Origin of the sequence: Bacteroides timonensis, from assembly GCF_000513195.1 — a bacterium.
Lineage (GTDB): Bacteria > Bacteroidota > Bacteroidia > Bacteroidales > Bacteroidaceae > Bacteroides > Bacteroides timonensis.
On the sequence record NZ_CBVI010000084.1, the window covers coordinates 1 to 22,659 of the forward strand.

General features: G+C 43.3%; 22 protein-coding genes and 1 pseudogene. 12 read left to right on the forward strand and 11 right to left on the reverse strand.

Features of this window, described 5'->3' with window-relative positions; translation table 11 throughout:
* The 4 genes from BN161_RS15095 to BN161_RS15110 form a co-directional block, all read left to right on the forward strand.
* Positions 1-807: glycosyltransferase family 4 protein (locus tag BN161_RS15095; RefSeq protein ID WP_044267663.1), on the forward strand; the 807-nt coding region annotated here is incomplete at its 5' end.
* 96 nt (positions 808-903) lie between these two features.
* On the forward strand, positions 904-1,944 hold the full coding sequence (locus BN161_RS15100; RefSeq protein ID WP_044267665.1) for an NAD-dependent epimerase/dehydratase family protein: 1,041 nt from the start codon (positions 904-906) through the stop codon (positions 1,942-1,944).
* Positions 1,945-1,981: 37 nt separating this feature from the next.
* Positions 1,982-2,932, forward strand: a complete 951-nt coding sequence (locus BN161_RS15105; protein WP_044267668.1) for an MraY family glycosyltransferase — start codon at positions 1,982-1,984, stop codon at positions 2,930-2,932.
* 112 nt (positions 2,933-3,044) lie between these two features.
* Positions 3,045-3,401: an HNH endonuclease gene (locus BN161_RS15110; RefSeq protein WP_044267670.1), complete on the forward strand. Its 357-nt coding sequence runs from the start codon at positions 3,045-3,047 to the stop codon at positions 3,399-3,401.
* Positions 3,402-3,484: 83 nt separating this feature from the next.
* Here BN161_RS15110 and BN161_RS15115 read toward each other — a convergent pair whose 3' ends face one another.
* The 8 genes from BN161_RS15115 to BN161_RS31050 all read right to left on the reverse strand — a co-directional run bounded on the left by BN161_RS15115 (position 3,485) and on the right by BN161_RS31050 (position 13,174).
* Positions 3,485-4,270 carry an N-acetylmuramoyl-L-alanine amidase-like domain-containing protein gene (locus BN161_RS15115; protein WP_044267673.1) on the reverse strand — a complete coding sequence of 262 codons (786 nt, stop codon included), beginning with the start codon at positions 4,268-4,270 and terminating at the stop codon, positions 3,485-3,487.
* A gap of 88 nt (positions 4,271-4,358) precedes the next feature.
* Complete coding sequence (locus BN161_RS15120; RefSeq protein WP_044267675.1) at positions 4,359-7,574, reverse strand: glycoside hydrolase family 2 TIM barrel-domain containing protein; 3,216 nt, start codon at positions 7,572-7,574, stop codon at positions 4,359-4,361.
* A gap of 16 nt (positions 7,575-7,590) precedes the next feature.
* Positions 7,591-8,460: an alpha/beta hydrolase gene (locus BN161_RS15125; RefSeq protein WP_044267678.1), complete on the reverse strand. Its 870-nt coding sequence runs from the start codon at positions 8,458-8,460 to the stop codon at positions 7,591-7,593.
* Positions 8,461-8,470: 10 nt separating this feature from the next.
* Positions 8,471-10,462, reverse strand: a complete 1,992-nt coding sequence (locus tag BN161_RS15130; protein WP_044267681.1) for an OPT family oligopeptide transporter — start codon at positions 10,460-10,462, stop codon at positions 8,471-8,473.
* 134 nt (positions 10,463-10,596) lie between these two features.
* Complete coding sequence (locus BN161_RS15135) at positions 10,597-10,992, reverse strand: DUF1573 domain-containing protein (RefSeq protein WP_044267682.1); 396 nt, start codon at positions 10,990-10,992, stop codon at positions 10,597-10,599.
* A gap of 92 nt (positions 10,993-11,084) precedes the next feature.
* Positions 11,085-11,795: a precorrin-2 C(20)-methyltransferase gene (locus BN161_RS15140; RefSeq protein ID WP_044267687.1), complete on the reverse strand. Its 711-nt coding sequence runs from the start codon at positions 11,793-11,795 to the stop codon at positions 11,085-11,087.
* Positions 11,796-12,687: 892 nt separating this feature from the next.
* Complete coding sequence (locus BN161_RS31045; RefSeq protein ID WP_081743722.1) at positions 12,688-12,876, reverse strand: CatA-like O-acetyltransferase; 189 nt, start codon at positions 12,874-12,876, stop codon at positions 12,688-12,690.
* Positions 12,818-13,174, reverse strand: a complete 357-nt coding sequence (locus BN161_RS31050; protein ID WP_052356305.1) for a CatA-like O-acetyltransferase — start codon at positions 13,172-13,174, stop codon at positions 12,818-12,820. Before BN161_RS31050 ends, BN161_RS31045 begins: the two co-directional genes overlap by 59 nt.
* 29 nt (positions 13,175-13,203) lie before the next feature.
* On the opposite strand from BN161_RS31050, the gene BN161_RS28715 reads away from it, so the two are divergent.
* From BN161_RS28715 to BN161_RS15185, 8 genes and pseudogenes are all read left to right on the forward strand, one after another.
* Positions 13,204-13,521, forward strand: a complete 318-nt coding sequence (locus BN161_RS28715; protein ID WP_074435149.1) for a branched-chain amino acid transporter permease — start codon at positions 13,204-13,206, stop codon at positions 13,519-13,521.
* Between the two features lie 157 nt (positions 13,522-13,678).
* Entirely contained in the window at positions 13,679-14,527 is an 849-nt protein-coding gene (locus tag BN161_RS15155) for an AraC family transcriptional regulator (RefSeq protein ID WP_074435150.1), read from the forward strand.
* Positions 14,528-14,613: 86 nt separating this feature from the next.
* Positions 14,614-15,204 carry a DUF417 family protein gene (locus tag BN161_RS15160; RefSeq protein WP_044267693.1) on the forward strand — a complete coding sequence of 197 codons (591 nt, stop codon included), beginning with the start codon at positions 14,614-14,616 and terminating at the stop codon, positions 15,202-15,204.
* 4 nt (positions 15,205-15,208) lie between these two features.
* Positions 15,209-16,564, forward strand: coding sequence for an FAD-dependent oxidoreductase (locus BN161_RS15165; RefSeq protein ID WP_044267695.1), 1,356 nt, complete (start codon positions 15,209-15,211; stop codon positions 16,562-16,564).
* A 121-nt stretch (positions 16,565-16,685) separates the two neighbouring features.
* Positions 16,686-17,840 (forward strand): ABC transporter substrate-binding protein, encoded by a 1,155-nt coding sequence (locus BN161_RS15170; protein WP_044267698.1) that lies wholly within the window; start codon positions 16,686-16,688, stop codon positions 17,838-17,840.
* The gene (locus BN161_RS15175) at positions 17,837-18,874 is read left to right on the forward strand and encodes an iron ABC transporter permease (RefSeq protein ID WP_044267701.1); all 1,038 of its coding nucleotides are present in this window, start codon (positions 17,837-17,839) and stop codon (positions 18,872-18,874) included. The genes BN161_RS15170 and BN161_RS15175 overlap by 4 nt, the downstream gene beginning before the upstream one ends.
* Before the next feature lie 24 nt (positions 18,875-18,898).
* Entirely contained in the window at positions 18,899-19,912 is a 1,014-nt protein-coding gene (locus BN161_RS15180; protein WP_044267718.1) for an ABC transporter ATP-binding protein, read from the forward strand.
* Positions 19,909-21,269: pseudogene (locus BN161_RS15185) on the forward strand (MATE family efflux transporter). Before BN161_RS15180 ends, BN161_RS15185 begins: the two are co-directional and overlap by 4 nt.
* 1 nt (position 21,270) lies before the next feature.
* Here BN161_RS15185 and BN161_RS15190 read toward each other — a convergent pair.
* From BN161_RS15190 to BN161_RS15200, 3 genes are all read right to left on the reverse strand, one after another.
* Complete coding sequence (locus tag BN161_RS15190; protein WP_044267702.1) at positions 21,271-21,948, reverse strand: porin family protein; 678 nt, start codon at positions 21,946-21,948, stop codon at positions 21,271-21,273.
* A 114-nt stretch (positions 21,949-22,062) separates the two neighbouring features.
* The gene (locus BN161_RS15195; protein WP_044267704.1) at positions 22,063-22,365 is read right to left on the reverse strand and encodes a type II toxin-antitoxin system RelE/ParE family toxin; all 303 of its coding nucleotides are present in this window, start codon (positions 22,363-22,365) and stop codon (positions 22,063-22,065) included.
* Complete coding sequence (locus BN161_RS15200; RefSeq protein ID WP_044267706.1) at positions 22,362-22,631, reverse strand: hypothetical protein; 270 nt, start codon at positions 22,629-22,631, stop codon at positions 22,362-22,364. The genes BN161_RS15195 and BN161_RS15200 overlap by 4 nt, the downstream gene beginning before the upstream one ends.
* Positions 22,632-22,659: the final 28 nt, after the last annotated feature.

The window sequence follows — 22,659 nt, forward strand, 5'->3', positions numbered from 1 at the left end:
GCAGCTAGAGCAAACAAGATTCCTTCGTTAGCTGTTGTGCCGGGAACGGGTTCGGTGTTTCAGAATAGTGGCATGGTGTCTCGTATGGTGGGACAGTTGTATAAATGGGCTTTTAGATATCCCCAGAAAATATGGGTACTGAATGAAGATGATTACAGAGCATTTCTTGTGAAAAATATAGTTAATCAGGATAGGTTAGCAATTTTACCGGGTGAAGGAGTCGATACAAGTTTTTTCTGTTATAAGGAGTACAAACGTCATAGCCCTTTTGTTTTTCTCTATATGGGACGTATGCTTCGTGAAAAGGGGGTGGAATTTATGGCGAAAGCGGTGAAACTGCTTCACCAGAAAGGAATTGACGATTTTGAAGTACGGCTGCTCGGTTTGGTTGACGGATTAAGTAAAGATGTAATTTCTGAAGAAGAAATTAGTCAATGGGAGAAGGAAGGTCTTGTACGATTTTTAGGCTCTACATCCGATGTACGTCCGGATATTGAAGAAGCTGATTGTGTACTTTTGCCTACATTCTACGGGGAGGGTGTACCTCGTTCTTTAATGGAAGCTTGTTCTATGGGGCGTATAGTGCTTGCTACGGACAATGTAGGTTGTAGGGATGTTGTGCAAGATGGTTATAATGGGATATTATGTAAGCCAAAGGATGTTGAAGATTTAGCAGCTAAAATGGAAATGATTTTATCAATGCCGGAACAAACAATAAGAGATATGGGGGAGAATGGGCGTAAAAAGATGATGGCTGAGTTCGCTGAAGTTAAAATCGTGAAGCGTTATTTGGAAGAGATATCTTAAAACGGACAAATAGGGGGGAACTGTGCTGAAATTGCAGATGAATAAAATACACTCAAACTTTTTGATTATTTATATTTTCGATAGAATAAATTTTTCATGAACATACTTATTACCGGGATTCACGGATTTGTGGGTTCCAATCTTGTTGTTGCCTTAAAGGAGCATCATTCCCTTTATGGCCTTGATATTGTCGCCCCTGAAAAGGAGGGAGTGGTGAAGACTTTTGCTTGGAAAGATCTTGAAACAACTTCTTTTCCCATGCAACAATTACTAAAGTTTGATGCTATCATCCATTTGGCAGGCAAAGCGCATGATACAAAGAATCAGTCTGCTTCTCAGGTATATTTTGATATCAATACAGGGCTGACACAGAAGATATTTGATTTCTTTTTAGAATCATCTGCGAAGAAGTTTATCTTTTTCAGTTCTGTGAAAGCTGTCGCAGACAGTGTAGTGGGGGATGTGCTGACAGAAGATGTGATACCGACTCCGGTGGGGCCTTATGGAGAAAGTAAGATTGCGGCTGAAAATTACATAAAGGAATCTTTTATTTTGCCTACCACCTCCCCCGGGTACTTACTTCCTCTTAACTCCCCCGTTAATCAGGGGAGAACAACCTCCGGGGAGGATGAGAATGTAAGATACTCTGATAAGCGGGTGTATATTTTGCGTCCTTGTATGATTCACGGTCCTGGTAATAAGGGTAATCTGAACTTGCTTTATAATGTGGTAAAGAAAGGTATCCCTTGGCCTTTAGGCGATTTTGAGAACAAGCGTTCTTTTACTTCTATAGATAATCTTTGCTATGTTGTGGAAGGTTTGTTGACAAAAGACGTAGCGAGTAGTATTTATCACATGGGTGATGATGAAGCTTTGTCTACGAATGAACTGATAGTTCTAATGTGTGAAGCTATGGGCAAGGAGCCTCACATCTGGAAAATGAACAGGAAGATGATGGAAGGTTGCGCAGGACTGGGTACGTTGCTTCATTTGCCTTTGAATACAGAGCGACTGAGAAAACTGACTGAGAATTACGTGGTAAGTAATGAGAAGATAAAATCTGCTCTTGGCATTGACAGGATGCCTGTCCGTGCGGCGGATGGAATAATGAAAACGATAAGATCGTTTTCAAATTAAAAATTAATAATTAAAAATTAAAGGGGAAAGTACTGTTATGTATTACCTGATTATATTGGTTCTGCTATTTGTAGCAGAACTTTTTTATTTTAGGATAGCTGATAGGTTTAATATCATTGATAAGCCGAATGAGCGTAGTTCTCATTCACGGATAACTTTGCGTGGCGGCGGGATTATCTTCTATTTCGGTGCATTGGTTTATTTTTTGACTAATCATTGGGAATATCCTTGGTTTATGTTGGCATTGACTCTAATCACTTTCATTAGTTTTGTAGATGATATCCGTTCTACTTCCCAAGGTCTGAGGTTGGTGTTTCACTTTACTGCCATGGCTTTAATGTTTTATCAATGGGACTTGTTCTCACTTTCCTGGTGGTGGATTATTATAGCTTTGATTATCTGTACGGGTATCATCAATGCTTATAATTTTATGGATGGCATCAATGGTATCACAGGTGGTTATTCATTGGTTATCCTTGTAGCATTAGCTTATATCAATGCTGAAATGACTCCGTTTGTTGAGCCTGCTTTGGTTTATACCGTTCTTTGTTCCGTCTTGGTCTTTTGTTTCTTCAATTTCCGTAAGAAGGCGAAGTGTTTTGCGGGTGATGTCGGTTCTGTGAGTATCGCTTTTATTCTCCTTTTTCTGATAGGGAAGCTTATCATTAAAACAGAAGATTTCAGTTGGATAATCCTGTTATCCGTTTATGGTGTGGATAGTGTCTTGACCATTATTCATCGTCTGATGCTTCATGAGAATATCGGTTTACCTCATCGTAAACACATGTATCAATTGATGGCGAATGAATTGAAGATGCCACATGTGGTGGTATCACTGATTTATATGGCTGTACAAGCAATTGTAATTGTGGGTTATATAATGTGTTTGAATTATGGTTATTGGTATCTGTCCGGTATGATTCTACTGTTAAGTCTCTTTTATATCTGTTTTATGAATAAATATTTTGAATTACATCAATCATCATAAAAAATCAATAAATGGATGTTGTTTGATTGTTATATGCTTGTGGATTTCTGATTGAGAAACTTGTTCTTGTATACAAATTATTCTATCTTTACACAAACATGAAGGTTCTGCAATGGATGAAGATATAAAGTTATTGGTGTGGAAGAAGGCCCGTTCTGTGGATGGATTGGATGATTCCATGTTTCGCAAAGATGCTTGCGGAGCATTGATTATGTGGGATAAATTTGGGAAAAATAACCCCTTCGGATGGGTTATTGATCATATACTGCCAATGTCATTAGGTGGTGATGATAATTTGCTGAATATAAGGGCATTGCACTATAAAAATAATCTAAGTAAAGCCGGTGATTATCCTTCGTATACTGCGTCTGTGAAATATGATGGACGGGAAAATGTTATGGATGAATGGAATCTTACTGTTAATAAGAAGTTGCGCGAAAAACTAAAGCAGCTTTATAAAAATGCTTGAATATGCTGAAATGCACTGGATAAAAATGAATGCGGGAGTTTCGTTCGAAACTCCCGCATTCATTTTATAGAAACGTCTAAAGTTTATTTCTTCATTCTCAGCACTCTAATTCCCGTCCAATTGTCATTGCTTTGTAGCATTTGCCCCAACGCGACCTTAGAAACCACCACTTTCTTCTCTTTAGAAGAAGCATGCAACAAACAAAGTTTACCATCAATATAGAAAGCAATACCCATGTGAGCTACATCCAATCCCGGAGTATTGGTCGTAATGGCAATAATATCTCCATTCTTAATCCAAGGCAGACCGTTGAACGGCAACTGATCTTTGGGAACATAATGAAATTCCTGACCATTCAATGATTTCTCGATCTCTTTCATTTTTGCTACATTCTCCGGAGAATTATTCAACTGCTTATACAGTTCCGGATGAGAAGACATGTAGGAAAGAGAAACTTTCTGGGTGTATGGGCTGTAAGCTGTTGTTACATCTTCCAGGAAACCGTTGCGGACACCATTGTTTACCCAGTCTGCAATGTAGTGCAGGCGTGAAGGATAACCGTTGATTTTTCCATCACGGTAGCGGATTTTCTGCAGATTGGTAGCAAAATCTCCTTCAGCTACCTGTCCGTCTTCGGTAGGAGAGAGAGCCATAGCAAGAGTATATTCTACAAAAGTAGTGCAATCTACTTCATCACAATTGATGATAAGTTCTTCTTCACCATCAGTAACTTCCAACGTGTGTGCTACGTAAGGAATATCCAGAAAATTTATTCCATTGTTCAGCATGGCGTTGTCTTTTTCGTCTGTCTGAGCGCTGACAGTAGCTACACAAAGCGCACTGAACAGGAGTGTAATCATTGTTTTCATTGTTCTTTCGTTTTTTAATATAAATAAAAAAGGATGTCGCAAAAGTACGACATCCTTTTCATAAATCCTTAATTTGGACAGATTAAATTTAATATTGATAGATTAAATTTTTGTAATCCGCCTTTTTGTCAAATGGTACGATGGAGAAGCCGTATTCAATGGCATTTTCTACACCGGGACGAATCAGATACGGTTCGTGCGCTATAGCTCCCCAACTATTATCACCACCTACACCCATCATACGATAGTCAATGAACATGTCTACTTGCTTCACTGGTTGCGGATCGGTGAGATGACGATGATTCGTTTCGTTGGTACGTGGAGCACCATTGTTGATCGTTTCGCCGCTGTCCAGACTTTCAAGCAGATAGTTGGAAGCATTCAGTTCAAACGTACGGTCGGCTATGAAGAGTAAACCGGCTTTTTGCTTAGTGGTGAGTGCACACCAGTAAATATCCGTACGATGCTCATTTTCTTGCGGACGGATGTAGGGTTCGTACAAGTCCTTTATCGGAGTAGTATATTCTCCGATAAACTGGGAAGTGCGACGATCACGGTAGTTCTCTTCCGGACCACGACCGTAGTAAGTAAGATCATTGAATGTTTCCGATAATTGCATACGCAAACCTACACGGGGTATCATCGGAGTTTCCGTGCCTTCGGCTACAAAGCGATTATCCACTTTGATAATGCCATTGGCAAAGACTTTATAGGTAATTTCCCACTGCGCATCTACCTGCGGAAAACGATAGGTAACCTTTACAATGGACTTGCCGCCATCTTTAGAAACATTGAACGATTCTGCCTTAGGTGCCTGGTAACTGGCCTCGCGCCATGCTTTCAGGCGAGTGGGAAGTTTTGCTCCGTAATCATTATCGGTAGGTGCACGCCAGAAGAAAGGTTGCGGACCTTGACCGTTATGGATATACTCTTGTTTCTTATAGATATAAGAGGTCAGCAAGCCGCTTTGTTTATCAAATGTAGCCTTAAAATCATCACCGCTGAAAACAACCTGTGAAAAGACTTCATCTACTTTAGCGGGATCCATGCGTACCACTTCTTTCTTAAAGAACGGGTGAACATAAGTTTGTTCACGTGCGATTACCGTACCAACCGGTAAGAAAGGTTCTGCCTTACGTATGGTTGCATAGAACTCGATGCGTACATCTCCCGTAGTGCTCTTCTCTTTAGGAATGCCTTGCAGGAATGCGCTGGTAGCCGTCTTACCCGGAGCAGCATTGATGTTATCCATTTTGCCCTTATAAATTTCTTTTCCATGATCGCGAACGACATAATGGAAATCATATTTATTCAGATCGGTAAATGAGAAGTCATTGCGTATTTGCACCGTGCAGGTTTGCGGATCGAACTTAATGAATTTAATGTTCTGATAAACCTTACCCATTTCAATAGTCTGGGGCTTTATACTGCGGTCGGGATAAACTACGCCATTGATGCAGAAGTTGCCATCGGAAGGAGTTCCGGTATCGCCGTAGTCACCACCATAATTCCAGTATTTGCGTCCGTCACTGGTCTTGGCGGCAAAGCCTTGATCTACCCAGTCCCAGATGCAGCCACCCTGTAATAACGGATATTTCTCAATCACATCCCAATAATCCTGGAAGTTGCCAAGACTATTACCCATAGCATGAGCATATTCACACAGGATGAGCGGACGAGTCATTTCCTTATTCTGGGCATACTTTTCAATAGATTGGGGAGAAGAGTACATCGGACAATAAATATCCGTATTCCATTCTAATCCGGCACGTTCGTACTGGATAGGACGGCTATCGAGCATCTTCAGAGTATTATAAGTAACGTAGAAGTTCAGTCCGTTTCCAGCTTCGTTACCTAATGACCAGATGATTACAGACGGATGATTCTTATCGCGTTCGTACATATTCATGGTACGGTCGAGGTGAGCATTCATGAATAACGGATTGTTACCCAAAGTACCACCTACGTTGAGGTTATAACCCATACCGTGGCTTTCAATATTTGCTTCATCAATTACGTACATACCATATTGGTCGCAAAGTTCGTAGAAGCGTTCCTGTTGCGGGTAGTGGCAAGTGCGTACGGTGTTCACATTATACTTTTTCCAGAGTTCGAAATCCTTGATCATAAGATCTTCCGGAACATAATGTCCTGTGTATTCATTATGCTCGTGTACATTCACACCTTTCACAAGGATGGGTACGCCGTTCACAAGCAGTTGCTTATCCTTAATCTCTATCGTACGGAAACCTACCTTGCAACTGGTAGCTTCTATTACTTCGCCATTGGTGCGTTTCAGGCTGATGACGAGTGTATAAAGATTAGGCGTTTCAGCTGTCCAATGCTTTACACCACGGAGGGTTTTCTTCGTGAACTCTACTTCGGTCTGATCACCTTCCACACGGGTAGTGGATTGGGTTACTTGCTGATCCTGGTCATCGAGTAAACGATAGGAAACTACATAAGGAGACTTAATATCACTTTCGTTCGTAAGCTTCACTTTCAGTTGCAGGATACCGTCCTTGTAATAAGGATCCAGCGGAGTCTCTACCTTGAAGTCTGCAATATGGATTTTGGGCGTGGCATAGAGATAGATATCACGCTCTATACCGCTGATGCGCCAGAAGTCCTGACATTCCAGATAATTGGCATCCGAGAAACGGTGTACCTGAATGGCAATCATATTCTTGCCTTTTTTGACCATGGCGGTAACGTTGAAGCGGGCAGGAGTTTTGGCATCCTTGCTCATACCTACAAACTTGCCATTCATGTAATAGAAAGCAGCACCGCGCACACCATCTGCACTAAGGAAGATTTCTTTTCCATCCCAGTCATTACCTACAACGAAATCACGGCGATACGTTCCTGTCGGATTCCAGTCTTTGGGTACATAAGGCGGATTAGGCTTGTCCCAATAAGGTTCGTAACCCTTGGAACAGAACTCGTAAGGCTGGTTGACGTAGATCGGAGTACCGAAGCCCTGTAACTCCCAGTTACCCGGCACATTGATGTCCGGCCAACGGTTCACCTCAGTACGCACATTCATGAAGTCGGTAGGACGGTCGGCAAAGTTCTCCACATAGTTGAACTTCCATTTCCCGTTGAGGGATAGGCGGCTGGTTCCGTTCGTCCGGTCGTTGATGATGGCGTTCTCTTCACTGTCGTAAGAAGTGAACGTACTTCGGGGAGCTTCTTTGTTGATACTGGTCAACTTCGGATTGGTCAACTGGTCGTAACGGTCCTCTTGTGCCTGAAGGGCCAAGGGCAGCAATGCGAGACAGGTGATAAAAGTCAGTTTTTTCATTGAGTTACTATATTAATTATTTTTTCTCGAATTTCACCCCGTCACGCAACCACTTCTCCAGTTCTTCTGTCCACTGGCGTTTGTAAGTGAAGTTATCACGGAAGCCCCAGCCATGTCCGCCAATGGGGTAGATGTGCATGGATACGGGAACTTTCTGTTGGTTGAGAGCAAGGAAGTAGCCGATACTATTCATGGGCGGCACAGCGCCATCATCAGCAGAAAGTACGATGAAAGCTTGCGGAGAGCGGGGAGATACACGACGTTCCAAAGAATACGCATCTTCCAGTTCTTTGGTCGGGTTATCACCAAGAAGATTATTGCGCGAACCTCCATGAGTAATACCCGGTACCATCGAGATTACCGGATAAAGCAATATCTGGAAGTCCGGACGCGTTTCATCACTACTGTAAAGTGTAGAGAGAGAAGCAGCCAGGTGGCCGCCTGCCGATGCACCCATAACGCCTACCTGATTCGGATTGATACCCCATTCTTTGGCATGCTGGCGAATAATGCGGATAGCCTGTTCTGCATCTGAGAGGGGCACTTCGCGATTCCCGTTCGGCATGCGATATTTCAAAACGGCATACGTGATTCCCTGTGTGTTGAACCAGGATGCCATGTCGTGGCCTTCGTGATTCATGGCCAGGCGGGCATATCCGCCGCCCGGACACATCAAGATAGTCATGCCGTTTGGCTTTGCCGGGCGATAAACCGTGATGGTAGGATTAACGACATTGGCCACACGGCCGCCGTTCAAATCTTCCTGATCTCCTGTCAGGCCATTCGTATTAGGAGCACCGTTGGGCCACAAGGGTATCTCAACGGGCTTCTGAGCAGATAGCAGAGTTGACATAAACAGTGCTGTAATGAATAAAATTGTTCTCATTGTATTTCTATTATTTGGTTTTCATCGAAGCCTTGATGAAGTAAATTATCAGCAATGCATAAGCGCCCAATGCCAGTACTTCGGACCACGTATTGTTTACCCAGGCATCATTCACCAGATTGATGCCTCCGAAACGCATTGCTGCACTGACTACGCCCATAAGCGCACCACCGGCAATGAAACCGGATGCCAGCAACGTACCCTTTTCGCCACGTTCTGCATTGAGAGCAGCATCTTTGCTACGGCTGGTTACGTACCAGTTCACAGCACCACCCACAACGAGAGGAATGTTCAGTTGTAACGGAATAAACATACCCAATGCAAATGCCAATGCGGGAATTTTGAATGCATTCAGTACGATAGCAAGTACTGCACCAATACCGTAAAGCAACCAGGGAGCACCCACGCCATTCATTAACGGCTCGATAACTGCCGCCATCGCATTAGCTTGCGGAGCAGCCAGTTGTCCGCTGGTAAATCCGTATGTCTTATTCAGGATAATCATTACACCACCTACGGTTGCAGCTGAAACAATCGTTCCGAGGAACTTCCAGGCTTCCTGCTTGGCGGGTGTACTACCTAGCCAGTAACCGATCTTCAAATCGGTAATGAAACCACCTGCCATAGACAGTGCCGTACACACAACACCACCCATTACTAATGCGGCTACCATTCCCTCAGGGCCTTTCAAACCGACAGATACCATCACTACCGATGCCAGAATCAATGTCATCAGCGTCATGCCGGAAACCGGGTTCGTACCTACGATTGCAATAGCATTGGCAGCCACAGTCGTAAACAGGAAAGCGATACCTGCTACCAATAGAATAGCTACCACAGTATGCAGCAAACTGCCTTGCATTACATCAAAGTAGAAGAATAAGAATACCAGCAACAGTGTTATAATAGAACCGATAGCAATAATCTTCATAGAAATATCGCGCTGAGTACGCTTCATGCTAGCTTCTACATTGGATTTTCCACCCATCTCTTTAGCTGCCAGTCCTACGGCACTCTTGATGATGCCCCACGACTTGATGATACCGATGATACCTGCCATAGCGATACCTCCGATACCGATGCTCTTGGCATAATAATTAAAAATTTCTTCGGGAGCCATGCTGCCTACGGTAGCCACAATTGACGGGTTCCACTGGTTCAGCACGCTATCGCCCCAGATCATGGACATTCCCGGAATGATAATCCACCATACAGCCAGTGAACCGGCACAGATGATAGAGGCATATTTCAGACCTACAATATATCCCAAACCGAGTACGGCCGCACCTGTATTCACTTTGAATACCAGTTTTACTTTATCAGCCAGCATCTCACCAAAGCCGCATACGCGTGTGGTGAAATTTTCGTTCCACCAGCCGAATGTGGCAACGATGAAGTCATACAAACCTCCGATGATACCTGCCAGCAACAACGGTTTGGCTTGGCTTCCGCCTTTCTCGCCCGATACCAGTACCTGTGTGGTAGCTGTTGCTTCGGGGAAAGGATACTTGCCATGCATATCACTTACAAAATATTTACGGAACGGAATGAGGAAGAGAATGCCCAACACACCTCCCAACAGAGAGCTGATGAATACCTGGGTGAAAGTTACTGTGATTTCTTCCGGATAAGTTTCTTGTAGAATGTATAAGGCGGGCAGGGTAAAGATGGCACCTGCCACAATAACGCCGGAACTGGCGCCGATGGATTGGATAATGACATTTTCTCCTAACGCATTCTTACGTTTGGCTGCGCCTGATACGCCCACGGCAATAATTGCAATAGGAATGGCTGCTTCGAACACTTGTCCTACTTTCAATCCCAGATAGGCTGCCGCAGCCGAAAAGAGGATAGCCATAGCGATACCCCATAATACAGACCAGAGGTTAACTTCCGGGTACTTCTTGTCAGGGCTCATCAAAGGATTGTAGACTTCGCCCGGTTTTAGTTCACGGAATGCATTTTCCGGCAGACCGGTCAATTTCTCTTCTTCTTGTTTCATAGTTTCTTAATTGCTTTTATGTTTTATAGTTATTATGTCGTCAATTAATTGTTTATTTTATCCAAATCAGCTTCAAAGAAAGCAAAAAAAAGGAGAATTGAAAAATTCTCCTTTATTCTTATATATAAAGATGCTTATTTTGCATCTTTCGGTGTCATATCTCCTTCTACAAAGAGTCGCATCATTTCTGTTTTGGCATTCGTGCGCAAAGTGATGGACTTTTTGAAGTGTCCCGGATACTTGCCTGTTCCGTTGTAAGTAATCTTAACGGTTCCGGTCTTGCCCGGCAATACGGGTTCCTGAGTATATTCGGGAACTGTACATCCACAGGAAGCTACGGCTTGATGTATAACCAGCGGAGCATCGCCCACATTGGTGAACGTGAATACACAACTTACTACCGGATCATTTTCAGAAAACGTACCGAAGTTATGTGAGGTCTTATCAAACTTAATATCAGCTTTCCCCTGTGCTGAAACATAACCAATGCTCAGGACGAGCATAAACATATACAATGCAAGTTTTTTCATGTCTATAAATCTTTTGTATTACACAGTGGGCAAAGGTAAGGCATTTTTGTGAAAATTAATCCAATGATGTGCGAAATAGTATTAAATGCGCCTCAGAAGGTGCTGTGGCGTATGATTAATAGTGAAAAATAAGGGAAAGAGAGTGCCGAAATCAGCTCTGTATCATGCAGGTATTTCTCTTTTTCCGTGCCTATATTCTCGAAATAATGATAGTTATATTCGGGATGGAGATGGATGCAACGGTGAACTTCTTCGGTACATTGAGAAAGTTTCATGATGACAATGGTAGTCTTTTCCTCCATATATTTCTCTATTTCTTCGGCGGTAATGATACCGGGAATGACGGTCAGGCGTTCCTCTTGGCTGGCAATATGAAGTCCTGCACAGGCACCTGCTGCAATGAAGGCGGGGATACCGGCAATGTGTTGCACAGGGATGTTGTCGGCTTGCAGTTTCTCAAAGATATAGTGTACGGAAGAATAGAAACCTGCGTCTCCTTCGGCAACGATGCAGACCTTTTTATTTTCTTTATGAAGAAGGGAAGCTTCGCTATACACTTTATCGTAAGCTGCGAAAGCCTGTTCCCGGTTCTTGCTCATAGGCAATACAAAGCGGGAGAGGGTGGTATCCGGAATATCCAGCGCGTACAGTATGTCGGCAGCACGCGAGAATATCTGTCCGCTTGTGGTGCGAGTTTCAGGACAAAAGATACAATCGGCACTTTGCAGGGCTTTCAAGCCTTTCAGGGTGATAAGGTTCGGTTCTCCGGGACCGAGGGATACGAATATGACGGGGTTGGACATTTTGTTAGTGATTAATGGTTAGTGTTTAGTGATAAGCACTCTCATAATAACTCTTATGTGGAGTGCAAAATTGAGGATTTTCTGAATATAAAACAAAATAAAACCCGATTTCTTGTTTATCTACCTTTTCTTGCTTACTAAAGTCAAACGCTCTGATGCAACGGTACTTTTTAATGAACCGAATGCAATAATAGCTTGCTTGCCCACCTGATGCTATCAATATACTTGTCTGCCGATCAATGAAGCAAATGACCTGTACCAGAAAAGATTAGCATGTAAAGCCTGAAAACAGTTGGAAAAAACGGTTGAAAGACTTGACTTCGCTTTCCTGATGTAGTATATTTGTAGGGCTTTGAAGAGAACATAACTTTAATAGTAAACCTAAAAAACTTGGCAAATGACAAAATCTAATTTTTCTTTCCCGGACTTTGGCGGATATGTATTATTGCTGCCGGTTCTCTTTTCTTTAGTAACATAATTTTATTGTTGAGAATTGGGGATATACATTCCCGGAATAATAACATACGAAAAACGATAAAGGCGATACTTCCTCATAAGGATTATCGCCTTTTTGTTTGTATTTATCGCTTTTTGCTTTTAAGTACCCCTTTTACGTTTTTAATAAACGTTGGACACATTCTTTAAAAACGTTTCTGTTATTCTTTAAAAACACTGTTTATGGTTATTAATAGGGTCGTTGGTTTTGTTGCGATTTATTTTTGATGATTACAATTTGTTCATCTCTTCTGTTTTCACGGGAATAGTAGATAAAAAACGAAAGAAAGAAAAAGAGAATAATAAACTATTTTTGTATACAATTCTTGTGGTTTTATAATAGAGCGTTTTTGAATTAATGCGGATAATTCAAATTTTATAATCTTTCATGCCCGACCTAAAATAACCAATCTTTATGATTGGAAGATAAATCTTGCAATGATTGTACGAATCTTCCAATGTGAAATCCGTCACATACAGCATGATGAACTTGTATTGAAAGCGGCATTAAAACAGAATTTTCTGTTTCAATAAATTTGCCTATTGTAAAAATGGGTGGTAAATAGTGCCCCCTCATTAAACACATTCACATTGAATCCTGTAAAGTTCACCCAAGGTAAACTGGATATCGTAAAAGAATTAGGCGGTTCATTTTGTTTCGGTTTTAAGAAAATTGATTGTGAATAGTTATCCATATCTGTAATACAACTGCCATAAAATTGACTAAAGACGCGACTATAGTTAGTCCATATACTGGAAAATGTCTCATTATCCTTATTGAATACAGTATAGCTTGGATTTACCTCATCCCAATAACCCCACTCTTCGTAAGAATTAATATCCATTCGAAATTCCTTATACTGATTTACAATGCTTGCAATCATATAAATACGAAGGATAAGGAGAAACTGGTATGACGGTCACAGAACAAATTGTCACTATATTCATCGTGGCGCTTGTCACACAGCTTACCCGTTGGATCCCTTTCTGGGTTTTCAGGTCTTCTGCGTACACTCCCCAGTATGTAACCTATTTAGGTAGAGTACTACCTCCAGCCATATTCGGTATGTTGGTAGTCTATTGTTATAAGGATATAGATTTTCTATCACCTTCATACGGCACTGCGGAAATACTATCGGGTATCTGTGTAGTCGTTATCCAAATGCTTTTTAAGAATATGGTTTGCTCTATTTTATTAGGGACGGGATTGTATATTCTACTCATAAACTGAAATATAGTTATAACGAAATATGACCTTACATGGGGTAGAGCGTTATGAAAAGCGGAGATGATGAAATAGATTGCTTCTTTTATTTGCATTAGCTTCCGGAATAGTGTATATTTGTACTTCGGCATACGACAAAGAACTCTAACTTTTTAACATCATGATAGATTATCAATTAAATACCCGCCTGAACGGGAACTTGGCAATGACCTTTTGTTTCCACGAAAATAAAGCACTGCAACAGGATACTACTTTATATAAGTTCATTTGGGTGCGGAGTGGAAACTTGACTCTGGAGATAGACCATATTCCCATACAGCTGGAACAGGACGAGATCATAAGTCTTACTCCTTTGCAGCATATTGAAATTAAATTGGTGGAGGGAGAGTATCTCACTTTCCTGTTCAACAGCAATTTCTACTGCATATTCGGTCATGACGATGAAGTGTCCTGTAACGGTTTCCTCTTTCACGGCTCTTCCCGGGTGCTGAAACTGAAACTTTCGCCAGAGCAATCAGCCAACCTGAATGACATCATTCGTATCTTCCGGCAAGAGTCCGCCGTTCGCGATAATCTGCAAGAGGAAATGTTGCGCATCATCCTGAAACGTTTCATCATCACCTGTACCCGCATCGCCCGTGAGAAGTGTGGCGTCACGCCGGAACAGGAAAAAGCCTTCGATACTGTCCGCCGTTTTTATATTCTGGTCGATCAGCATTTCCGCGAAAAGAAACAGGTGCAGGATTATGCCGACCTGTTATTCCGTTCCCCAAAGACACTCTCCAATCTGTTTGCCTCTTGCGGACTACCTTCCCCGTTGCGCATTATCCATGAACGGATAGAGGCGGAGGCCAAGAGATTATTGCTCTATACCCCTAAAAGCGCCAAGGAAATCAGCGAGATACTGGGCTTCGAAGATTTGTCCACTTTCAGCCGTTTTTTCAAGAAAATGACCGGTGAAAGTGTATCCGATTTCCGTAAATCGAACGCAACGGGAAATATTGCCAACTAAAATGGCGCAATTGCCATTTCGCACCCCACCATAAACCCCGATTTTTGCATCAGAAAAACAAAACAATTCATTAATGCAATAATCGTATGGAAACAAAATTAAAATCTATGTTCGTCGCAGCGCTTACTTTGGCTGCATCCACTCAAAAGTTAGGTATCAATCTTATGCGTGTGGCAATTCTCGTTATTTTTGTTTGGATCGGCGGGTTGAAGTTCTGGAATTATGAAGCGGAAGGCATCGTGCCGTTCGTGGCAAACAGCCCTTTCATGAATTTCTTCTATACACACAGTGCTCCCGACTACAAAGAGTATAAGCTGAAAGAGGGAGAATTTGATGCCGTGAAACATGAGTGGCACAAGGAGAATAACACGTATGGCTTTTCTCACGGACTGGGTATTCTTATCATGAGCATCGGTATCCTTACATTCCTTGGCATCTTTTGGCCGAAAGTAGGCTTGGTAGGGGCGGGACTTGCCATAATCATGACGCTCGGCACGCTTTCTTTCCTCGTCACCACGCCCGAAGTGTGGGTGCCTAATCTGGGCAGCGGCGAGTCCGGTTTTCCTTTATTGACCGGTGCAGGAAGATTAGTCATAAAAGATACAGCCATTTTGGCCGGCGCAATTGTTATATTAGCAGACAGTGCGAAGAGCGTACTGGAACAATTAAAAAAATAAAGATATGAAAAAGTATGATGCCATTATCATTGGTTTCGGCAAAGGTGGGAAGACCCTGGCTGCCGAATTTGCAAAACGTCAGAAGACGGTTGCCATAGTAGAACGTTCAGATCGTATGTATGGAGGCACGTGTATCAATATCGGCTGTATTCCTACAAAGACGTTGGTGCATCTGGCTAAGGAAACTCCGGTAAAAGCTACGTGGGAAGAGAAGAAGGACTATTATCGTCAGGCTATTGGTCGTAAAGAAGAGGTGACTTCCTTCCTGCGGAATAAGAACTATCATAATCTGGCTGATAATCCTAATGTGACGGTGTATACAGGTGTCGGATCGTTTGCCAGTCCTGATGTGGTAGAAGTGCGGACGGAGACAGAAGTAATTGAATTGCACTCTTCTCAGATCTTCATAAATACCGGTGCGGAAACCATCGTACCACCTATTGATGGAATAAAAGAGAATCCTCGCGTATACACCAGCACTTCCATCATGGAACTGGAAGAACTTCCCGAACGGCTGGTGATTGTGGGTGGAGGTTATATCGGCCTGGAATTTGCTTCCATGTATGCCTCTTTCGGTTCGAAGGTGACGGTACTCGAAGGGTATCCCGAACTGATTGGTCGCGAAGACAGGGATATTGCCGCCAGCGTACAGACCGTATTGGAAAAGAAAGGCATTGTTTTCCATCTCAACGCGAAAGTACAATCCGTGGATGGTGCAACAGTGATTTATGAGGATGCTGTAACTCATGAAATCCATCATCTGGAAGGAGATGCTATCTTATTGGCAACTGGGCGTCGTCCGAATACTTCGGGGTTGAACCTGGAAGTTGCCGGCGTGAAAGTGAATGAACGGGGAGCCATTATTGTAGATGAGTGGCTGCGTACTACCAATCCGGCCATCCGTGCCATTGGCGACGTAAAAGGCGGGTTACAATTCACCTATATCTCATTGGACGATTACCGCATTATCCGTGAGGATTTGTTTGGTGCAGGAGAACGGCGTACAGACGACCGTGAGCCTGTGAGTTATTCGGTATTTATGGATCCTCCTTTGGCACGTGTAGGACTGAGTGAGATGGAGGCCCGTAAGAAAGGACTGAACGTAAAGGTGAATACACTTCCCGTAGCAGCCATTCCGCGGGCACGTACTTTAGGTGAGACTGACGGATTGTTTAAGGTAGTAGTGGATGCCGATACAAATAAGATTCTGGGCTGTTCCCTGTTCGGACCGGAAACAAGTGAGATCATTAATATCGTATCTATTGTAATGAAAACGGGACAGGAATATACTTTCTTGCGTGATTATATATTTACACATCCCAGCATGAGCGAAGCATTGAATGATCTGATGAGTTTTTAATGAGGAAGTTTTTTTAATGAAGAATTCTTCATTCCTCATTCTTCATTAAATTGTGCCTGTATTTGCGTATCTCCCCAAAAATGACGAATATTGTGCTCGAATTCTATACCTTTTTATTGTCATGAAACGAACTACTGCAATAATTGTCTCCCTTTTAAGTATTTTATGTGTGGCTTGTGGCCCGAAAAACAAACAATACTCTACTGATTTACAGGCTACCACAGCCTCCGTATCAGCCGCAGACTCTATTTATCCGGTTTATGCCCAAGGGTTTGAAGTGAAATATCTTCCCAATCATGTCCGATTGGTAGACTTGCGTGATCCTCAAAATGAAAGTAGTAATACTTTCCATTATGCATTGGTGCCCCGGGGAACGAAACCTGAAGGAATTCCTTCTGATTATACGGTGATCGAAATACCTGTGCGCAGTGTCATTTGCATGACTTCTTTACAATTATCCAATTTTATCAAACTGGAAGCCTGTGATAAGGTGGTGGGTATAACCAGTACACGACATTTGTTCAACAAAGAGATGAATGAGCGTTTGAAGTCGGGTAAGACTGCCAAAATAGGAATTGAAGGTAACTTTGATAATGAAGTGATCATGAGTGTGAATCCGGATGTAATCTTTATCTCCCCTTTCAAGCGTGGCGGATATGATACGATGCGTGAAATCGGAATACCTTTGGTTCCGCACCTGGGATATAAGGAAATGACTCCGCTGGGACAAGCGGAATGGATTAAATTCATCGGCTTGTTTATTGGACAGGAAGAAGAGGCGAATGAAAAGTTTGCTGCTATAGAAAAGCATTATAACGATCTGAAACAACTGGCTGCCGATGTGAAGAAGCGTCCGGTAGTATTCAGCGGTGAGATACGTGGAGGAAACTGGTATGCAGTAGGTGGCAAGAGTTTCTTGGCCCAGCTGTTCCGTGATGCGGGAGCCGATTACTTCTTGAAGGACGATCCCCGTTCCGGTGGTGTTACTCTGGATTTTGAAACAGTATACAGCCAGGCGGAGAGTGCCGATTACTGGCGTATTGTGAATAGTTACGACGGTACATTCTCTTATGACGCTTTGAAGTCTCTTGATCCCCGCTATGCCGACTTCCGTGCATTCCGTGACAAAGGTGTTGTTTATTGCAATATGCGCGAGCAACCTTTCTACGAAAGTATGCCGATGGAACCGGAAATAGTACTGGAAGATCTGATCCATGCGTTCCACCCCGATTTATTACCTGATTACCAACCGAAATACTACGCACGTTTGCAATGAAAAGACCGACACTGCTCCTGATGTTGGTGATACTGGCATCTATATTCCTGTTTTTCTTGCTGAACCTGCTGTTAGGCTCTGTCCATATTCCTTTTCGTTATGTCTGGAACATCTTATGGGGGAATACGGATGAATCCATTATCTGGCAGAATATCATTTGGAAATCCCGTGTGCCGCAGGCATTGACGGCATTGGTGGCGGGAGCGGGGCTATCGGTGAGTGGTTTGCAGATGCAGACGGTTTTCCGGAATCCGCTGGCAGGACCGTCAGTGTTGGGTATCAGTTCGGGTGCCAGCCTGGGAGTAGCCTGTGTGGTATTGCTATCGGGAGCGATGGGCGGTGTGGCATTGAGTAAGCTCGGATATATGGGAGAAGTGGCGTTGTCTATTGCAGCGATTATCGGAGCACTGTCCGTGATGGCGCTTATCGTATACGTTTCGCAGAAAGTAAAGGGAAATGTGACGTTGCTGATTATCGGTGTGATGATCGGTTATGTGGCAAGTGCTATTATCGGTGTATTGAAATATTTCAGTGTGGAGGAAGATATTCGTGCATACGTCATTTGGGGACTGGGTAGTTTTGCCCGTGTGTCGGGGGATCAGATGATACTGTTTGTCTGTATCATGGCGGTCTTGTTGCCACTCTCGTTTTTGCTGATAAAGACAATGAATCTGTTGCTGCTGGGCGATGGCTATGCTCGGAATCTGGGGTTGAACATCAAGCGGGCACGCCTGTTGGTGATCTCCTGTTCAGGTGTACTGGTAGCGATTGTGACGGCATATTGCGGTCCGATTATGTTTATCGGTCTGGCTGTTCCCCATCTTTGCCGGGCTATATTCCATACATCCGACCATCGGATACTGATGCCTGCCACATTGTTGGTAGGGGCTTCGTTGGCGTTGGTGTGCAACCTTATCGCCCGCATGCCGGGATTTGAAGGAGCTTTACCGGTGAATTCGGTGACTGCTTTGGTAGGTGCTCCGGTAGTGGCATCCGTGCTCTTCAGAAAGCGCAAAGGGGAACTGGAAGAATAATTGAGAATTGAAAATAAAGAGATTTTGAAACAGGAAACTATACATATTGAGAAACTATCCATTGGCTATCCCGGTAAAGGAGATGTGAAAGTCGTGGCAAGCGATATTTGTGCCGGAATCAATAGCGGGGAGTTGACTTGTCTGTTGGGTGCCAACGGGGTGGGGAAGTCTACATTGTTGCGTACACTTTCCGCATTTCAACCGAAGTTATCCGGTGAAATACGTATACAGGGAAAGGAGATTGGCTCTTATACGGACAAACAGCTTTCAAAAGTGATCAGTGTAGTCCTGACTGAAAAGTGCGACATCCGTAATATGACTTCTGTGGAACTTATCGGTCTGGGACGCAGCCCATATACCGGTTTCTGGGGAACACTCTCCAAAGAAGATAAAGAGGTAGTGGATCATGCTATCAATCTGGTTGGAATATCTCACCTGGCACATCGCATGGTACATACACTGAGTGATGGTGAACGACAAAAAGTGATGATTGCCAAGGCACTGGCTCAGGAAACTCCGGTGATTTTCCTGGACGAACCTACTGCCTTTCTTGATTTCCCGAGTAAAGTGGAAATGATGCAATTGCTCCATCAGTTGAGCCGGCAGACGGATAAGACTATTTTCCTGTCTACCCATGACCTGGAACTTGCCTTGCAGATTGCGGATAAAATCTGGTTGATGGATAAGGTGAACGGGGTGACTATCGGAACTCCCGAAGATCTTTCACTGGATGGAACCCTCAGTAGTTTCTTTGCCCGTAAAGGAATTGTGTTTGATCTGGAGACAGGATTATTCCGGGTGAACAATGAGTATACTTCCCAGATCCGTATTGTCGGGCATGGACAAAAATACGCTATGGTACGGAAAGCTTTGCAAAGAAATGGTATTCTGGCAAACCGAAACGTGGAGTCGGACGTTTATATTGAAACGGGAGATTTGAAAGGGGACGGTACTTTTGTACTGCACCCCGTAAACGGCGAAGCGGTGACTGTGCAAACCATTGATGAACTGCTTGCAGAGATTGTGAAAATTCTATGAGACATTCGACAAAAGATAATTATCTCTATCTGACTACCACCCCGGTGCCCCGTCTGATAGTATCATTGGCTGTACCTACGATTATCAGTATGTTGGTTACGTCATTCTATAATATGGCGGATACGTACTTTGTGGGGAAGATCAATACCCAGTCGACGGCGGCTGTAGGTATTGTGTTTTCGGTCATGTCCATAATTCAGGCGGTGGGTTTTTTCTTCGGACACGGTTCGGGGAACTATATTTCGCGGAAACTCGGTGCGCAGGAGACTGGGAATGCAGAGAAGATGGCGGCTACCGGTTTCTTCTGGGCGTTGTTTATGGGTATATTTCTGGCAGTAGTGGGACTTATCTTCCTTAGCCCGTTGTCGCTGGCATTGGGTTCTACACCTACTATCCTGCCTTATACGGAGAAATATCTAGGCATCATATTGCTGGGTGCCCCTTTCATGACTGCTTCGTTAGTACTGAACAATCAGATCCGTTTCCAGGGAAATGCAGCGTATGCGATGGTAGGAATCGTATCGGGTGCGGTGATTAATGTGATACTGGACCCTATTCTGATTTTTGTTTTTGATATGGGGATATCGGGTGCTGCGTTGGCTACGGTCATCAGTCAGATATGTAGTTTCTCCCTGTTGCTATATATGTGCAGAAAGGGTGGCAATATCCGTATCCGTTTCAAGAACTTCACACCTTCACTGGCTTTCATAAAGGAGATTATTGGTGGTGGTACCCCTTCGCTTGCCCGTCAGGGACTGGCGAGTGTAGCTACTATTTTGCTGAATGTGGCTGCCGGGGCTTATGGAGACGCGGCTATTGCAGGCATGTCTATTGTTACCCGTATCGCAATGTTCATTAATGCTTTCCTGATAGGTTTTGGACAAGGTTTCCAGCCGGTATGCGGTTTCAATTACGGTGCTGGATTGTATGCGCGTGGCGTCAGGGATTCTGGTTTTGTGTAAAGGTGGGATTCATCTCCTTGCTGGTATGTGCGCTGGCAGGTATGGGATTTGCAGAAGAGATTGTTTCTTTGTTCCGTAAGGGAGACCCGGATGTAATTGCAGTAGGTGCTGCCGCCTTGCGTTGGCAGTTCATTACTTTTCCGTTGGGTTCATGGATTGTGATGAGTAATATGATGTTGCAGACGATTCGTAAACCGGTAAAGGCTACCATTATTTCTTCTGCCCGCCAAGGATTGTTCTTTATTCCGCTGATTTTTATCCTGCCTCATTATCTGGGTTTGCAGGGTGTGGAAATGTGTCAGGCTGCTGCTGATCTTCTGACTTTCATTCTTGCCATACCGTTGACATGCAGTGTACTGAATGAAATGAAACGAAAGCAGGCGGAGCAGTTGTAAATCAGAACCGGTATCCTACGGTGAAGAACGAAGCGAGATTCTTGGGAGAGAATTTCTCAATGCCGGATGATTGCAATAGATTATCCAGCTGGTCGTTTACTTTGATCATTCCCAATTGAAGCTCTGCTCCGAATATGAATTTGTAATATTCGATGTTGAGGCTGAACATAAGGCCGGCATCAAAGCGTTTGTTTCCCATTTTGTCATCTATCCGGTTACCGAAAGTATCTATACGGAATCTGTAGCTTCTGTTAGGATTGTATTCACTACTGTAATCATATTCCTCCATCTCACCGGATGTCTTTCCGCCTACACCATAGGCAATATACGGACCGGCACTCAAGGAAGCACTGTAATTCTTTCCAAGGTTGAGGCGGGCGGCCATCATGATGGGGAGCTGGATATACAACTCGTTCATGTTCACTTTGCCTACATATTCCACTTCCTCACGGGCACCTATCGATACGAAGTTCAGTGATGGTTGAAACACCCATGTGCGGTTGAGCTCATAGTTCATACCGACACCTACTTTGTAGGCGATGCGTGTATCACTTTCTACATTTTCTCCATAGAAGTTGGAGGTACCGACTCCGGCTTTTACTTGGAAGGAGATAGGGGACTGGGCATTTGCTCCCAATGCTATGATTGCAAAGAAAATAGTGAGAATAGTCTGTTTCATTACTTGAACCTTGTAAGGGGTTGATGTTTATTTGATCGCAAAGATATAAATTATATGATTACATACAATTCCTGTTGGGGGAATATTATAAGCTACGGGCTACGAGTGGCTGCGCTATATTTCGTGGGGCTCACGACGGGTATCCCATACATCTACGATATAAATTATGCCCGCAGTTTCATCTATGCGATATATTACCTTACAATATTTATGAATGACTAATCCTCGGTAAACATACTCCCGATTTGCTAATAAAGGCTCTATTGGAGCCATATAAGGATTGGAAGAAAGACGTTTTTTGTTTCTCTGATAGGTTTCAATCAACCTGTGTGCAATCTCAATGCCCCATTGCTGTTTACAAAAAGCGGCAATCTTGCGTAGCTCCTGAGTAGCTTCAGGATAAGTCTTTATTTTCATAGTGTGCGCATGAAGTCTGCTAATTTGGCGTCTTCTGTTTCAGAATCAATTACACTTCCTTCGATGATCGCTTTTTCTGCTTTATCAATTCGCTCATGTAATTCATTCATTGTATACGGAATCATGTCTTCATGTGCTACATCTTTTGTTGATGTAGAATTACGCAAACGACGTATATAACGACTTATACGGCGCATCGCCGCTTCATCATCCATCAATGCGTTGATATCTTGCAAAATACTACGTTTTAATTCAAAAGTTGTCATACATCCTCCTTTTTAAATAGGTACGTCA